Raw genomic sequence first — 16,227 nt, forward strand, 5'->3', positions numbered from 1 at the left:
CAGCGTCCTCTCAGGACCGCCAGCACGCTCGCGACAGCCGCTGTCGCGGCCATCTCCCTGGCCACCGCCCCCGCTCCTGCCGCCGCGATCGGTCCCTTCGACCCGACGGTCCCGGCGGAGCTGGCCACGGCGTACGCCGCAACGGCGAAGTACCTCGACGAATCGGTCGCCATCGCCGACGGATACGTCCCCAATCCGTGCTCCTCGGACCCCGCGGGCCACGGCAGCATGGGCTCCCACTACTTCAATGAGTCCCTCTACGGCTCGGTCGACCCGGCCAAACCCGCCGCTCTCCTCTATGAGGACGGGAAGGACGGGAGGCGCAGGCTCGCCGGGGTGGAGTGGATCGTCCCGGATGCCGACCAAAACCTGAAGACGAGCGACGACAGACCCTCGATGTTCGGAGGGCAGAAGTTCGACGGCCCGATGCCCGGCCACAACGCCACCATGCCGATCCATCCATTACGACCTGCACGTCTGGCTCTGGAAACACAACCCCAACGGCGTGTTCGACCGGTGGAATCCCAGGGTCACGTGCCCGGCGGTCCCGGGCCACGACGCTCACGCAGCAGGCCACTCGGCGCACTCAGCCCACTGAACATGCCTCAGGGCCCGCTCCCGAGGAGGGAGCGGGCCCCGACGCCTGCGTGGTTCAGCGGACGAAGACCCCCGCCTGGCTCGCCAGGTCCAGGAAGTACTGCGGCGCCACGCCCAGCACCAGCGTGACCGCCACGCCGACCCCGATCGCCGTCATGGTCAGCGGCGAAGGCACGGCGACCGTCGGTCCCTCCGGCCGCGGCTCGCTGAAGAACATGAGCACGATCACCCGGATGTAGAAGAACGCCGCGATCGCCGACGAGATCACACCGACCACGACCAGCGGGCCCGCGCCGCCCTCCGCCGCCGCCTTGAACACGGCGAACTTCCCGGCGAAACCGGAGGTCAGCGGGATACCGGCGAAGGCCAGCAGGAAGACCGCGAAGACCGCCGCCACCAACGGTGACCTGCGTCCGAGGCCCGCCCACTTGGACAGGTGCGTCGCCTCGCCGCCCGCGTCCCGTACGAGCGTCACGACCGCGAAGGCCCCGATCGTCACGAACGAGTAGGCGCCCAGGTAGAAGAGGACCGACGAGACGCCGTCCGGCGAGGTCGCGATGACACCCGCGAGGATGAATCCGGCGTGCGCGATGGACGAGTACGCCAGCAGACGCTTGATGTCGGTCTGCGTGATCGCCACGATCGCACCGCCCAGCATGGTGACGATCGCGACGGCCCACATGACCGGCCGCCAGTCCCAGCGCAGGCCCGGCAGGACGACGTACAGCAGACGCAGCAGCGCTCCGAAGGCGGCCACCTTGGTCGCCGCCGCCATGAAGCCGGTGACCGGTGTCGGCGCGCCCTGGTAGACGTCCGGCGTCCACATGTGGAACGGCACCGCGCCGACCTTGAAGAGCAGGCCCATGACGACCATGGCGGTGCCGATGAGCAGCAGCACGTCGTTGCCCATGGTGCCGGCGAGCGCCGGGTCGACGTTCGGGATCGTGCCGTCGACGACCTGCGCGATCGTCGCGTACGACACCGAGCCCGCGTAGCCGTAGAGCAGGGCGATGCCGAAGAGGGTGAACGCGGAGGCGAAGGCGCCGAGCAGGAAGTACTTGACCGCGGCCTCCTGGGACATGAGCCGCTTGCGGCGGGCCACGGCGCACAGCAGGTACAGCGGGAGCGAGAAGACTTCCAGGGCGATGAACAGCGTCAGCAGGTCGTTGGCCGAGGGGAAGACCAGCATGCCGCTGATCGCGAAGAGCAGCAGCGGGAACACCTCGGTGGTGGTGAACCCGGCCTTCACCGCCGCCTTCTCGCTGTCGCTGCCGGGAACGGACGCGGCCTGCGCGGCGAACGAGTCCACGCGATTGCCGTGTGCCTCCGGGTCGAGCCGCCGCTCGGCGAAGGTGAAGACACCGAGGATTCCGGCGAGCAGGATCGTGCCCTGGAGGAACAGCGCGGGCCCGTCTACGGCGATCGCGCCCATGGCCGCGATGTGCGCCTTCGTGGTGCCGTATCCGCCCGCCGCGAGGGCGACGACCGCGGCGAATGCGGCGGCGAGCGCGACGACGGACACGAACACTTGAGCGTAGTAACGGGACTTGCGCGGGACGAAGGCCTCGACCAGCACTCCGACGATCGCCGCCCCGATGACGATCAAGGTGGGCGACAATTGGGCGTATTCGATCTTCGGCGCGTCGATCTTGGAGATCGGGTCGGCCGCGGTTGTCCACAGGCTGTGGACGGCTACTGTGCTCACTTGGCCGCCTCCACCTTGGGCTGGGGGTCCTTCTGATGTACGTCGGACATGGTCTGCTGGACCGCCGGGTTGACGATGTCGGTGACCGGCTTCGGGTAGACGCCCAGGAAGATCAGCAACGCGATCAGCGGGGCGACCACCAGGAGCTCGCGCACCCTCAGATCGGGCATCTCGGCGACCTCCGCCTTCACCGGGCCCGTCATCGTCCGCTGATAGAGGACGAGCGTGTAGAGCGCGGCGAGGACGATGCCGAAGGTGGCGACGATGCCGACGGCCGGATAGCGCGCGAACGCACCCACCAAGACCAGGAATTCACTTACGAAGGGCGCGAGCCCTGGGAGCGAGAGGGTCGCGAGGCCGCCGATCAGGAAGGTGCCGGCGAGCACCGGGGCGACTTTCTGCACCCCCCCGTAATCGGCGATCAGACGCGAGCCACGCCGCGAGATCAGGAAGCCCGCCACCAGCATCAGGGCGGCGGTCGAGATCCCGTGGTTGACCATGTAGAGCGTCGCGCCCGACTGGCCCTGGCTGGTCATCGCGAAGATGCCCAGGATGATGAATCCGAAGTGCGAGATCGACGCGTACGCCACCAGCCGCTTGATGTCCCGCTGGCCGACCGCGAGCAACGCCCCGTAGATGATGCTGATGAGGGCGAGGACGAGGATGACCGGCGTCGCCCACTTGCTCGCCTCCGGGAAGAGCTGGAGGCAGAAGCGGAGCATCGCGAAGGTGCCGACCTTGTCGACGACCGCCGTGATCAGTACGGCGACCGGGGCCGTGGCCTCCCCCATGGCGTTGGGCAGCCAGGTGTGCAGCGGCCACAGGGGCGCCTTCACCGCGAACGCGAAGAAGAAGCCGAGGAACAGCCATCGCTCCGTACTGGTCGCCATGTGCAGCGAGCCGTTGGCGCGGGCCTGCACGATCTCCTGGAGCGAGAAGTTTCCGGCTACTACGTAGAGACCGATGACGGCGGCCAGCATGATCAGGCCGCCGACCAGGTTGTAGAGGAGGAACTTCACTGCGGCGTACGAGCGTTGAGTCGCCGCCGCCTCGTCCCCGTGCTCGTGGGCACGGTCCCCGAAGCCGCCGATGAGGAAGTACATCGGGATCAGCATGGCTTCGAAGAAGATGTAGAAGAGGAAGACGTCGGTGGCCTCGAAGGAGATGATCACCATCGCCTCGACGGCCAGGATCAGGGCGAAGAAGCCCTGCGTCGGCCGCCAGCGCCTGCTTCCTGTCTCATGCGGGTCGGCGTCGTGCCAGCCCGCCAGGATCACGAACGGGATCAGCAGCGCGGTCAGCGCGACGAGCGCCACCCCGATGCCGTCCACGCCCAGCTCGTAGCGCACCCCGAAGTCCTTGATCCAGGGCTGGGATTCGGTGAGTTGGTAGCGGGCACCGCCGGGGTCGAAGCGGACCAGGACGACCGCGGCGAGCACCAGGGTGCCGAGTGAGACGAGCAGCGCCAGCCACTTCGCGGCGACGCGTTGCGCGGCCGGCACGGCGGCCGTGGCGATCGCCCCGAGGGCCGGGAGCGCCGCCGTCGCTGTCAGCAGTGGAAAGGACATCGGTATCAGACCGCCCTCATCAGCAGGGTCGCGGCGACGAGGATCGCCGCACCGCCGAACATCGAGACCGCGTAACTGCGCGCATAGCCGTTCTGCAGCTTGCGCAGCCGCCCGGAGAGGCCGCCCATGGAGGCCGCGGTGCCGTTGACGACCCCGTCGACCAGGGTGTGGTCGACGTACACCAGGGAGCGTGTGAGGTGCTCCCCGCCGCGCACCAGCACGACGTGGTTGAAGTCGTCCTGGAGCAGGTCGCGCCGGGCGGCCCGGGTGAGCAGGGAACCGCGCGGGGCGACGACCGGGACAGGGCTGCGCCCGTACTGGGCGTACGCGATGCCGGCGCCGACGACGAGCAGCACCATGGTGGCCAGCGTGACCGTGAGGGCGCTGACGGGCGAGTTGCCCTCCGAGTGGCCGGTCACCGGCTCCAGCCAGTGCAGGAAGCGATCACCGATGCTGAAGAAGCCGCCCGCGAAGACCGATCCGAAGGCCAGCACGATCATGGGGATCGTCATGGACCTGGGCGACTCGTGCGGATGCGGCTCGTGGCCTTCCGCGTCCGGCTGCCAGCGCTTCTCTCCGAAGAAGGTCATGATCATCACGCGTGTCATGTAGAAGGCGGTGATCGCCGCGCCGAGCAGGGCCGCGCCGCCGAGGATCCAGCCCTCGGTGCCGCCCTTGGCGAAGGCCGCCTCGATGATCTTGTCCTTGGAGAAGAAGCCGGACAGGCCCGGGAAGCCGATGATGGCGAGGTAGCCGAGGCCGAAGGTGACGAAGGTGACCGGCATGTACGTCCGAAGGCCGCCGTACTTCCGCATGTCGACCTCGTCGTTCATGCCGTGCATGACCGAGCCGGCGCCGAGGAAGAGTCCGGCCTTGAAGAAGCCGTGCGTCACCAGGTGCATGATCGCGAAGACGTAGCCGATGGGGCCGAGGCCCGCGGCCAGCACCATGTAGCCGATCTGCGACATCGTCGAGCCGGCGAGCGCCTTCTTGATGTCGTCCTTCGCGCAACCGACGATCGCACCGAACAGGAGCGTGACGGCGCCGACGACGGTGACGACGAGCTGGGCGTCGGGCGCGGCGTTGAAGATCGCGCCGGAGCGGACGATCAGGTACACACCGGCGGTCACCATGGTCGCGGCGTGGATGAGGGCCGAGACCGGGGTCGGGCCTTCCATCGCGTCCCCGAGCCAGGACTGCAGCGGCACCTGGGCGGACTTGCCGCAGGCGGCGAGCAGCAGCATCAGGCCGATGGCGGTGAGCTTGCCCTCGGTGGCGCCGCCGACGAGCCCCGGGTGCTCCTGGGTGCCGAGCACCGGTCCGAAGGCGAAGCTCCCGAAGGTGGTGAACATCAGCATGATGGCGATCGACAGGCCCATGTCGCCGACACGGTTGACCAGGAAGGCCTTCTTCGCGGCGGTGGCGGCGCTGGGCTTGTGCTGCCAGAAGCCGATCAGCAGATACGAGGCGAGGCCGACACCCTCCCAGCCGACGTACAGCAGCAGGTAGTTGTCGGCGAGGACGAGCAGCAGCATCGCCGCGAGGAACAGGTTCAGATAGCCGAAGAAGCGGCGGCGCCGCTCGTCGTGCTCCATGTACCCGACCGAGTACAGGTGGATCAGCGAGCCGACACCGGTGATCAGCAGGACGAACGTCATCGACAGCTGGTCGAGCTGGAAGGAGACGTCCGCCTGGAAGCCCTCGACGGGGATCCAGCTGTACAGGTACTGGCTCATGGTCCGGTGGCCGGCGCTCTTGCCCAGCATGTCGGCGAAGAGGATCACGCCGATCACGAAGGACGCGGCCGCGAGCGCCGTGCCGATCCAGTGACCGACGGCATCGAGCCGTCGGCCGCCGCACAGCAGTACGACCGCTCCGAGCAGAGGCGCCGCTACCAGCAGCGCAATCAGGTTCTCCACGATTCAGCGACCCCTTACAGCTTCATCAGGCTGGCGTCGTCGACCGAGGCCGAGTGGCGGGAACGGAACAGCGACACGATGATCGCGAGCCCGACCACGACCTCCGCGGCGGCGACGACCATCGTGAAGAAGGCGATGATCTGGCCGTCGAGATTGCCGTGCAGGCGGGAGAAGACCACGAACGCGAGGTTGCAGGCGTTGAGCATGAGCTCGACGCACATGAACACCACGATCGCGTTGCGCCTGATCAGCACGCCGGTGGCGCCGATCGTGAACAACAGGGCCGCGAGATAGAGGTAGTTGACCGGGTTCACTTGGACGCCTCCTCCGGCTTCGTGCGCTCCAGGCGTTCTTCGGCACGCTGCTCCAGGGCCTTCAGATCGCTCAGCGCCTCGGTGGACACATCACGGATCTGGCCGCGCTCCCGCAACGTCTTGCTGACGGTCAGCTCGGACGGGGTACCGTCCGGGAGGAGGCCCGCGATGTCCACCGCGTTGTGCCGGGCATAGACACCAGGTGCCGGCAGCGGCGGTACGTGCTTGCCTTCCCGTACGCGCTGCTCGGACAGCTCGCGCTGGGTCTTGGCGCGCTCGGTGCGCTCGCGGTGCGTGAGCACCATCGCGCCGACGGCGGCCGTGATGAGCAGGGCGCCGGTGATTTCGAAGGCGAACACGTACTTCGTGAAGATGAGGGCGGCGAGGCCCTCCACGTTCCCGTTGGCGTTCGCCTTGCTCAGGCCGTTGAAGTCCTTCAGGGACGCGTTGCCGATGCCCGCGATCAGCAGGACAGCGAAGCCGAGTCCGCACACCAGGGCCAGCCAGCGCTGACCCTTGATGGTCTCTTTCAAGGAGTCTGCCGCGGTGACACCGACGAGCATGACCACGAAGAGGAACAGCATCATGATCGCGCCGGTGTAGACGACGATCTGCACGACGCCCAGGAAGTAGGCGCCGTTGGCGAGGTAGAACACCGCCAGGATGATCATGGTGCCGGCGAGACAGAGCGCGCTGTGCACGGTTTTCTTCATGAAGACGGTGCACAGGGCGCCGATCACAGCGACCGTGCCGAGGACCCAGAACTGGAAGGCCTCTCCGGTGGAGGTGGAGTAGGCGGCGAGCTGCGCGCTCATGCCCCCACCCCCTCTTCCGTGGGCTTCTCGCCCTTGGAGACGGCGACTTGGCGCTGCGTACCCGGCGCCGCCTCGGTCACCAGACCCTGGTAGTAGTCCTGCTCGTCCGTGCCGGGGAAGATCGAGTGCGGTGTGTCGACCATGCCCTCATCGAGCCCGGCGAGCAGCTGCTCCTTGGTGTAGATGAGGTTGGCGCGGCTGGAGTCGGCCAGCTCGAATTCGTTCGTCATCGTGAGCGCGCGCGTGGGGCACGCTTCGATGCACAGGCCGCACAGGATGCAGCGGGCGTAGTTGATCTGGTAGACGCGGCCGTACCGCTCGCCCGGCGAGTAGCGCTCCTCTTCGGTGTTGTCCGCGCCCTCCACATAGATGGCGTCCGCGGGGCAGGCCCAGGCGCACAGCTCGCAGCCGATGCACTTCTCCAGGCCGTCCGGGTGGCGGTTGAGCTGGTGCCGGCCGTGGAACCGCGGGGCGGTGGTCTTCTGCTGCTCCGGGTACTGCTCCGTCAGGCGCTTCTTGAACATGGCCTTGAAGGTCACGCCGAAGCCGGCGACGGGGTTCTGGAAACCGGGCTTGGTCTCCTTCGGCTCCTCAGCCATCGGACCCCTCCTTTCCGTCACGAGATCCGCCATTCGATCCGTCACTCGCAGTATCGGACCCGCCACTGACAATCAACTCGCGCTCGCGGCGCGGGCGGCGCCGCGGCACGGGCGGCAGCTCCTGTCCTGGCAGCGGCGGCACCGGGAATCCACCGGCCATCGGGTCGAAGGCGGCGGGCTCGGCGGGCGTCTCCTGGGCCCCCTGCTTGTCGCGGAAGATGTCCGCGGCGAACGAGAGCAGCAACAGGACGAGAACACCGCCGCCGACGTACAGGGCGATGTCGGCGAAGTCGTAGTTCTCGTTCCGAAGGGTCCGTACGGTCGCGACGAGCATCAGCCAGACCACGGAGACCGGGATGAGGACCTTCCAGCCGAGCTTCATCAGCTGGTCGTAGCGGACGCGCGGGAGCGTGCCGCGCAGCCAGATGAAGAAGAACAGCAGCAGCTGCACCTTCACCACGAACCAGAGCATCGGCCACCAGCCGTGGTTGGCGCCCTCCCAGAAGGTGCTGATGGGCCACGGGGCCCGCCAGCCGCCCAGGAAGAGCGTGGTCGACACGGCCGAGACCGTCACCATGTTCACGTACTCGGCGAGCATGAACAGCGCGAACTTGATGGACGAGTACTCGGTGTTGAAGCCGCCGACGAGGTCGCCCTCGGACTCCGGCATGTCGAAGGGGGCGCGGTTGGTCTCGCCGACCATCGTGATGATGTAGATCACGAAGGAGACCGGCAGCAGGATGATGTACCAGCGGTCGTGCTGCTGCTCGACGATCGTCGAGGTCGACATCGACCCGGAGTAGAGGAACACCGAGGCGAAGGCGGCGCCCATGGCGATCTCGTACGAGATCATCTGGGCACAGGACCGCAGACCGCCGAGCAGCGGGTAGGTGGATCCGGAACTCCAGCCCGCGAGCACGATCCCGTAGATGCCCACCGAGGCGACCGCGAGGATGTAGAGCATCGCGATCGGCAGATCGGTGAGCTGCATCGTGGTGCGGTGGCCGAAGATCGAGATCTCGTTGTCGGCGGGACCGAAGGGGATCACCGCGATCGCCATGAAGGCCGGGATGGCCGCGACGATCGGCGCGAGGATGTAGACCACCTTGTCCGCGCGTTTGACGATGACGTCTTCCTTGAGCATCAGTTTGACGCCGTCGGCGAGCGACTGGAGCATGCCCCAGGGCCCGTGCCGGTTGGGTCCGATGCGTAGCTGCATCCAGGCGACGACCTTGCGCTCCCACACGATGGAGAAGAGCACGGTCACCATCAGGAAGGCGAAGCAGAAGACCGCCTTGACGACGACCAGCCACCACGGGTCGCGGCCGAACATGGAGAGGTCTTCAGCGGCGAGGTACGGCGTCATGCCTCCACCTCCTTGGGGGCCTCGGTGGCGAGCGTCGCCGGGCCGATGCGGACGAGTGCGCCGGGCAGCGCCCCCGTGTCGGAGGCGACGCCCCCTCCGGTGGAGTTCAGCGGGAGCCAGACCACACGGTCGGGCATCTCGGTGATCTGCAGCGGGAGTTCGACGGTTCCGGCGCTGCCGGTGACCGCGAGGAGGTCGCCTTCCTTGACGCCCGCCTCGGCTGCCGTGGCGGCCGACACGCGCGCGCGTGCGGCGTGCCGGGTCCCGGCGAGCGCGTCGTCGCCCTCCTGGAGGCGGCCTTGGTCGAGCAGCAGCCGATGGCCCGCGAGCACGGCCTCCCCGGCGGCCGGCCGCGGCAGCGACGCCGCGATCTCGACCGGCCCGGCGGCCCGCAGACCGCCCCAGGCCCCGAGCCGGTCCAGCTCCCCGCGCGTGGTGCGCAGATCCGGCAGACCCAGGTGTACGTCCATGGCGTCGGCCAGCATCTGCAGCACGCGCATGTCGGTGGGCGCCAGGCGGCGGGTCATCTGGTCGGGCTTGAGCGCGGCCTCGAAGAAGCGGACCCGGCCTTCCCAGTTGAGGAAGGTGCCCGCCTTCTCGGCGACCGCGGCCACCGGGAGGACGACATCCGCGTGCTCGGTGACCTCACCGGGCCGCAGTTCGAGCGAGACCAGGAAGCCGACTTCGGAGAGGGCCGCACGCGCGCGTGCCGGGTCGGGAAGGTCCGCGACCTCCACGCCCGCCACCACCAGGGCCTGCAGCTCCCCGCCGAGGACGGCCTCGACGATCTGGCCGGTGTCGCGCCCGTAGCGGTGCGGAAGTTCGGAGACGCCCCAGGCGGCCGCGACCTCCTCCCGCGCGCGCGGGTCGGTGGCCGGACGCCCGCCCGGCAGCAGCGACGGCAGGGCGCCCGCCTCGATCGCGCCGCGCTCCCCTGCCCGGCGCGGGATCCACACCAGGGTGGCACCGGTCGCGGACGCGGCCCGTACGGCGGCGGTGAGCCCACCCGCCACGGCCGCGAGCCGCTCGCCGACGACGATCACCGCGCCCTCTGTGCGCAGCGCCTCGGCGGCCTTGGCTCCGTCGCCCTCCAGGCCGATGCCGCTCGCGAGGGCGTCCAGCCACTCGGTCTCGGTGCCGGGCGCGGCGGGCAGCAGCGTGCCGCCCGCCTTCTCCAGGCCGCGTGTCGCGTACGTGGCGAGCGAGAAGGTCTTCTGCCCGTGCCCGCGCCAGGCCTTGCGCAGCCGCAGGAAGACGCCGGGCGCCTCCTCCTCGGACTCGAAGCCGACGAGCAGGACGGCGGGCGCCTTCTCCAGAGAGGTGTACGTGAGGCCCGTACCGTCGAGGTCCCGTCCGCGTCCGGCGACCCGCGCCGCCAGGAAGTCGGCCTCCTCGGCGCTGTGCACGCGCGCGCGGAAGTCGATGTCGTTCGTGTCGAGCGCCACGCGCGCGAACTTGCTGTACGCGTAGGCATCCTCGACGGTGAGGCGGCCGCCGGTCAGGACGCCGGTGCGGCTGCGGGCCGCCAACAGACCCTGAGCCGCGGCTTCCAAGGCCTCCGGCCAGGAAGCGGGCTCCAGTTCACCCGATTCGCCACGTACAAGAGGGGTGTCGAGGCGGTCCCGCTGCTGCGCGTACCGGAACCCGAACCGCCCCTTGTCGCACAGCCACTCCTCGTTGACCTCGGGGTCGGGGGAGGCCAGGCGCCGCATGACCTTGCCGCGCCGGTGGTCGGTGCGGGTCGCGCAGCCGCCCGCGCAGTGCTCGCACACCGAGTGCGAGGAGACGAGGTCGAACGGGCGCGAGCGGAAGCGATACGCCGCCGAGGTCAGCGCGCCGACCGGGCAGATCTGGATGGTGTTCCCGGAGAAGTACGACTCGAAGGGGTCGCCCTCGCCGGTGCCGACCTGCTGGAGCGCGCCCCGCTCGATGAGCTCGATCATCGGGTCGCCCGCGATCTGGTTGGAGAAGCGGGTGCAGCGGGCGCACAGCACGCACCGCTCCCGGTCGAGCAGCACCTGCGTGGAGATCGGGACCGGCTTCTCGTACGTCCGCTTCTTGCCCTCGAAACGGGACTCGGCATTGCCGTGCGACATCGCCTGGTTCTGCAAGGGGCACTCGCCGCCCTTGTCGCAGACCGGGCAGTCCAGCGGGTGGTTGATGAGCAGTAGCTCCATCACACCGTGCTGGGCCTTTTCGGCGACGGGCGAGGTGAGGTGAGTCTTCACCACCATCCCGTCCGTACAAGTGATCGTGCAGGACGCCATGGGCTTGCGCTGGCCCTCGACCTCGACGATGCACTGGCGGCAGGCGCCGGCCGGGTCGAGCAGCGGATGGTCGCAGAACCGGGGGATCTCGATGCCGAGCTCTTCGGCGGCCCGGATGACCAGAGTGCCCTTGGGCACGCTGATCTCGGCGCCGTCGATCGTCAGCGAGACGAGATCTTCCGGCGGCACCGCCGCCTCTCCCCCTCCCGAGGGAGCGCTGGTGGTCACCGTCATGCGTTCACCTCCGTGCGATCGGCCCAAGCCGTGGACTTGGCCGGGTCAAAGGGGCAGCCGCGGCCCGTGATGTGCTGCTCGTACTCCTCGCGGAAGTACTTGAGCGAGGAGAAGATCGGCGAGGCGGCGCCGTCGCCGAGGGCGCAGAACGACTTGCCGTTGATGTTGTCCGCGATGTCGTTCAGCTTGTCGAGGTCGGACATGACGCCCTTGCCGGCCTCGATGTCGCGCAGCAACTGCACGAGCCAGTAGGTCCCTTCGCGGCACGGCGTGCACTTGCCGCAGGACTCGTGGGCGTAGAACTCGGTCCACCGCGTGACCGCCCGGACGACACAGGTCGTCTCGTCGAAGCACTGGAGTGCTTTCGTGCCGAGCATGGAACCCGCGGCACCCACTCCTTCGTAATCAAGAGGGACGTCGAGGTGCTCGTCGGTGAACATCGGGGTCGAGGAGCCGCCCGGCGTCCAGAACTTCAGCCGGTGGCCGGGCCGCATCCCGCCGCTCATGTGAAGGAGTTGACGGAGTGTGATGCCGAGCGGGGCCTCGTACTGGCCGGGGCTGGCGACGTGGCCGCTGAGCGAGTACAGCGTGAAGCCCGGGGACTTCTCGCTTCCCATCGACCTGAACCATTCCTTGCCTTTTTGGAGAATTGCGGGAACTGACGCGATCGACTCGACGTTATTTACAACAGTCGGGCACGCATAGAGGCCCGCGACGGCTGGGAAGGGGGGACGAAGCCGCGGTTGACCACGGCGGCCTTCGAGCGAGTCGAGCAGTGCGGTCTCCTCACCGCAGATGTACGCGCCCGCGCCCGCGTGCACGGTGAGCTTGAGGTCGAGCCCGCTGCCCAGGATGTTCTCGCCCAGGTAGCCCGCCGCGTAGGCCTCTCGGACGGCCTCGTGCAACCGCCGCAATACGGGGACGACTTCACCGCGGAGATAGATGAACGCATGCGAAGACCGGATGGCATAACACGCGATCACAATGCCCTCGATGAGGCTATGCGGGTTCGCGAAGAGGAGCGGGATGTCCTTGCAGGTTCCCGGCTCCGACTCGTCGGCGTTGACAACTAGATAGTGAGGTTTGCCATCGCCCTGAGGAATGAACTGCCACTTCATTCCGGTGGGGAATCCCGCGCCGCCCCGGCCGCGCAGACCGGAGTCCTTGACGTACGCGATCAGGTCGTCCGGCGACATGGCCAGCGCCTTGCGCAGCCCTTCGTACCCCTCGTGCCTCCGGTAGACGTCCAGCGTCCAGGACTTCTCCTCGTCCCAGAAGGCCGACAGCACCGGTGCGAGCAGTTTCTCGGGGCTGGTCTCGTCGATCTCGGCTGCCAACGTCATCACTCCCCCTCCTCGGCTGCAGGACCCGCCGGGTGCGACGGATCGGAGGCCGATGTGTCCTGCGGCGCGTCGTGCGAGCTCAGGTGCTCGGCCGGCGGCTGGTCCTGCGGTGCCCCACCGCCTCGTGGGTGGACCACGCGCGCGGAGACGCTCTCCCCCTTGGCCAGGCGGAGACCGATCAGTGAGGCTGGGCCCGCGCTGCCGCCCGCCTCCACGGCTCCCTCGCGCTCGTCGGGGAAGCCCGCCAGGATCCGCGCGGTGTCCTTGAAGGTGCACAAGGGGGCGCCGCGGGTGGGTGCGACCTGTGCTCCCGTGCGCAGGTCGTCCACAAGGCGCTTCGCGGAGGCCACCGTCTGGTTGTCGAAGAACTCCCAGTTGACCATCACGACCGGTGCGAAGTCGCAGGCCGCGTTGCACTCGATGTGCTCCAGCGTGACCTTGCCGTCGTCGGTGGTCTCGCCGTTGCCGACGCCCAGGTGGTCCTGCAGGGCCTCGAAGATCGCGTCGCCGCCCATGACCGCGCACAGGGTGTTGGTGCACACACCCACCTGGTAGTCACCGCTCGGCTTGCGCCGGTACATCGAGTAGAACGTCGCGACGGCGGTGACCTCGGCCGTGGTCAGGTTCAGTACGTCCGCGCAGAACCGCTGCCCCGTGCGCGTGACATGGCCCTCCTCCGACTGCACGAGATGCAGCAACGGAAGGAGCGCCGAACGGGAGTCCGGGTAGCGGGCGACGATCTCGCGCGCGTCCGCTTCGAGCCGGGCTCGAACGTCGTCCGGATAGTCGGGCGCGGGCAGTTGGGGCATGCCCAGGCTGACGCCCTCGGGGGTGGTGGTCACCGGTCGACGCCTCCCATCACGGGGTCGATGGACGCGACGGCGACGATGACGTCGGCGACCTGGCCGCCCTCGCACATCGCCGCCATGGCCTGCAGATTGGTGAAGGACGGGTCACGGAAGTGGACCCGGTAGGGGCGGGTGCCTCCGTCGGAAACGGCGTGCACCCCGAGCTCGCCCTTGGGCGACTCGACCGCCGCGTACGCCTGTCCCGGCGGAACGCGGAAGCCCTCGGTGACCAGCTTGAAGTGGTGGATCAGGGCCTCCATGGAGGTGCCCATGATCTTCTTGATGTGGTCGAGGGAGTTGCCCAGACCGTCGGGGCCGAGCGCGAGCTGGGCGGGCCAGGCGATCTTCTTGTCGGCGACCATGACCGGCCCGGGCTGCAACCGGTCCAGACACTGTTCGACGATGTGCAGCGACTGGCGCATCTCCTCCAGACGGATCAAAAAGCGCCCGTAGGAGTCGCAGGTGTCGGCGGTCGGGATCTCGAAGTCGTACGTCTCGTAGCCGCAGTACGGCTGGGCCTTGCGCAGGTCGTGCGGCAGGCCGGCCGAGCGCAGGATCGGGCCGGTGGCGCCGAGGGCCATGCAGCCGGTCAGGTCGAGGTAGCCGACGTCCTGCATACGGGCCTTGAAGATGGGGTTCCCGGTGGCGAGCTTGTCGTACTCGGGGAGGTTCTTCTGCATCTTCTTCACGAACTCGCGGATCTGGTCCACCGCGCCGGGCGGCAGGTCCTGGGCGAGTCCACCGGGGCGGATGTAGGCGTGGTTCATCCGCAGGCCGGTGATCAGCTCGTAGATGTCGAGAATGAGTTCACGATCACGGAAGCCGTAGATCATGATCGTGGTGGCGCCGAGTTCCATGCCTCCGGTGGCGATGCACACCAGATGGGAGGAGAGTCGGTTCAGCTCCATCAGGAGGACACGGATGATCGTGGCGCGGTCGGGGATCTGGTCCTCGATGCCGAGGAGTTTCTCGACAGCGAGACAGTAGGCCGTCTCGTTGAAGAACGGCGTCAGATAGTCCATGCGCGTCACGAACGTGGTGCCCTGCGTCCACGTGCGGAACTCGAGGTTCTTCTCGATGCCGGTGTGGAGGTAGCCGATGCCGCAGCGGGCTTCGGTGACCGTCTCGCCGTCGATCTCCAGGATGAGCCGGAGCACGCCATGGGTGGATGGGTGCTGCGGGCCCATGTTGACGATGATGCGCTCGTCGTCGGACTTCGCTGCGGACTGGGCGATCTCGTCCCAGTCGCCGCCGGTGACCGTATATACGGTGCCCTCGGTCGTCTCGCGGGCCGAGGCGGCGGATGCGCCGGAAGAAGGGGTCTGCGTGCTCATGAGTACGACCTCCGCTGGTCCGGAGCCGGGATCTGGGCGCCCTTGTACTCGATGGGGATGCCACCGAGGGGGTAGTCCTTGCGCTGCGGGTGGCCCTGCCAGTCGTCCGGCATCATGATCCGCGTCAGCGCCGGGTGGCCGTCGAAGATCAGGCCGAAGAAGTCGTACGTCTCGCGCTCGTGCCAGTCGTTCGTCGGGTAGACGGAGACGAGCGAGGGGACGTGCGGGTCGGCGTCGGAGGCGCTGACTTCGAGGCGGATCAGCCGGTTGTGGGTGATCGAGCGCAGGTGGTAGACGGCGTGCAGCTCGCGGCCCTTGTCGCTGGGGTAGTGCACTCCGCTCACGCCCGTGCACAGTTCGAAGCGCAGGGCCGGGTCGTCGCGGAGGGTCTGGGCGACGCGGACCAGGTATTCGCGTTCGATGTGGAAGGTGAGCTCGTCGCGGTCGACGATCGTCTTCTCGATGGCGTTCTCAGGGACGAGCCCCTGTTCCTCCAGGGCACCTTCCAGCTCGTCGGCGACCTCGTCGAACCAGCCGCCGTAGGGGCGGGTGGCCGGGCCGGGCAGCCGGACGGAGCGGACCAGGCCGCCGTAGCCGGAGGTGTCGCCGCCGTTGTTGGCACCGAACATGCCGCGCTGGACGCGGATCTCCTCGCCGCCCTCGCCTCGCCGGCCGGGGAGGTTCGAGGCGCCGAGGTCCTTCTCTGGGTTGACCCCGTTGCCCGCGCCGCTCACGCCCTTGGCGCCGTTGCCGTTCACGTCGCTCACCGCAGCAGGCCCTTCATCTCGATGGTGGGAAGCGCCTTGAGCGCCGCTTCCTCCGCCTCGCGGGCCGCCTCCTCGGCGTTCACGCCGAGCTTCGAGGTCTGGATCTTCTGGTGGAGCTTGAGGATCGCGTCGATCAGCATCTCGGGCCGCGGCGGGCAGCCGGGCAAATAGATGTCGACCGGGACGATATGGTCGACGCCCTGCACAATGGCGTAGTTGTTGAACATGCCGCCCGACGAGGCGCAGACCCCCATGGAGATCACCCACTTGGGATTGGGCATCTGGTCATAGACCTGCCGCAGCACCGGCGCCATCTTCTGGCTGACTCGACCGGCGACGATCATGAGGTCGGCCTGGCGCGGTGATCCGCGGAAGACCTCCATACCGAAGCGCGCCAGGTCGTAGCGGCCCGCGCCGGTCGTCATCATCTCGATGGCGCAGCAGGCGAGTCCGAATGTGGCGGGAAAGACGGACGCCTTGCGTACCCAGCCCGCGGCCTGCTCGACGGTGGTCAGCAGGAATCCGCTCGGCAGCTTTTCTTCGAGTCCCAT

General features: G+C 68.3%; 13 protein-coding genes. All 13 read right to left on the reverse strand.

Translation table 11 applies throughout. The features are described 5' to 3' along the window. Positions 1-652: 652 nt before the first annotated feature. The 13 genes from nuoN to OG747_RS18330 are packed head-to-tail and all read right to left on the reverse strand — an operon-like array spanning position 653 to position 16,227. Positions 653-2,302: an NADH-quinone oxidoreductase subunit NuoN gene (nuoN, locus tag OG747_RS18270; protein ID WP_405880389.1), complete on the reverse strand. Its 1,650-nt coding sequence runs from the start codon at positions 2,300-2,302 to the stop codon at positions 653-655. After that, on the reverse strand, positions 2,299-3,870 hold the full coding sequence (locus OG747_RS18275) for an NADH-quinone oxidoreductase subunit M (RefSeq protein WP_405880390.1): 1,572 nt from the start codon (positions 3,868-3,870) through the stop codon (positions 2,299-2,301). The genes nuoN and OG747_RS18275 overlap by 4 nt, the downstream gene beginning before the upstream one ends. A 5-nt stretch (positions 3,871-3,875) precedes the next feature. Further along, positions 3,876-5,789: an NADH-quinone oxidoreductase subunit L gene (gene nuoL / locus OG747_RS18280; protein ID WP_405880391.1), complete on the reverse strand. Its 1,914-nt coding sequence runs from the start codon at positions 5,787-5,789 to the stop codon at positions 3,876-3,878. A 14-nt stretch (positions 5,790-5,803) separates the two neighbouring features. Beyond that, on the reverse strand, positions 5,804-6,103 hold the full coding sequence (nuoK, locus tag OG747_RS18285; RefSeq protein ID WP_095853175.1) for an NADH-quinone oxidoreductase subunit NuoK: 300 nt from the start codon (positions 6,101-6,103) through the stop codon (positions 5,804-5,806). Continuing rightward, the gene (locus tag OG747_RS18290; RefSeq protein ID WP_405880392.1) at positions 6,100-6,918 is read right to left on the reverse strand and encodes an NADH-quinone oxidoreductase subunit J; all 819 of its coding nucleotides are present in this window, start codon (positions 6,916-6,918) and stop codon (positions 6,100-6,102) included. The genes nuoK and OG747_RS18290 overlap by 4 nt, the downstream gene beginning before the upstream one ends. Continuing rightward, a complete protein-coding gene (gene nuoI, locus OG747_RS18295; RefSeq protein WP_097225118.1) occupies positions 6,915-7,517 on the reverse strand; it encodes an NADH-quinone oxidoreductase subunit NuoI in 603 nt (200 codons plus the stop codon). The genes OG747_RS18290 and nuoI overlap by 4 nt, the downstream gene beginning before the upstream one ends. Beyond that, complete coding sequence (gene nuoH / locus OG747_RS18300; protein WP_405880393.1) at positions 7,510-8,883, reverse strand: NADH-quinone oxidoreductase subunit NuoH; 1,374 nt, start codon at positions 8,881-8,883, stop codon at positions 7,510-7,512. Before nuoH ends, nuoI begins: the two co-directional genes overlap by 8 nt. After that, positions 8,880-11,384 carry an NADH-quinone oxidoreductase subunit G gene (locus tag OG747_RS18305; RefSeq protein ID WP_405880394.1) on the reverse strand — a complete coding sequence of 835 codons (2,505 nt, stop codon included), beginning with the start codon at positions 11,382-11,384 and terminating at the stop codon, positions 8,880-8,882. The genes nuoH and OG747_RS18305 overlap by 4 nt, the downstream gene beginning before the upstream one ends. Next, positions 11,381-12,730, reverse strand: a complete 1,350-nt coding sequence (nuoF, locus tag OG747_RS18310; RefSeq protein ID WP_405880395.1) for an NADH-quinone oxidoreductase subunit NuoF — start codon at positions 12,728-12,730, stop codon at positions 11,381-11,383. Before nuoF ends, OG747_RS18305 begins: the two co-directional genes overlap by 4 nt. Next, complete coding sequence (gene nuoE, locus OG747_RS18315; RefSeq protein WP_405885589.1) at positions 12,727-13,536, reverse strand: NADH-quinone oxidoreductase subunit NuoE; 810 nt, start codon at positions 13,534-13,536, stop codon at positions 12,727-12,729. The genes nuoF and nuoE overlap by 4 nt, the downstream gene beginning before the upstream one ends. A gap of 29 nt (positions 13,537-13,565) precedes the next feature. Beyond that, on the reverse strand, positions 13,566-14,909 hold the full coding sequence (locus tag OG747_RS18320) for an NADH-quinone oxidoreductase subunit D (protein ID WP_405880396.1): 1,344 nt from the start codon (positions 14,907-14,909) through the stop codon (positions 13,566-13,568). Beyond that, entirely contained in the window at positions 14,906-15,676 is a 771-nt protein-coding gene (locus OG747_RS18325) for an NADH-quinone oxidoreductase subunit C (RefSeq protein WP_405880397.1), read from the reverse strand. Before OG747_RS18325 ends, OG747_RS18320 begins: the two co-directional genes overlap by 4 nt. Beyond that, entirely contained in the window at positions 15,673-16,227 is a 555-nt protein-coding gene (locus OG747_RS18330; protein WP_053743379.1) for an NADH-quinone oxidoreductase subunit B family protein, read from the reverse strand. The genes OG747_RS18325 and OG747_RS18330 overlap by 4 nt, the downstream gene beginning before the upstream one ends.

The organism is Streptomyces sp. NBC_01384 (assembly GCF_045040035.1).
GTDB lineage: Bacteria > Actinomycetota > Actinomycetes > Streptomycetales > Streptomycetaceae > Streptomyces.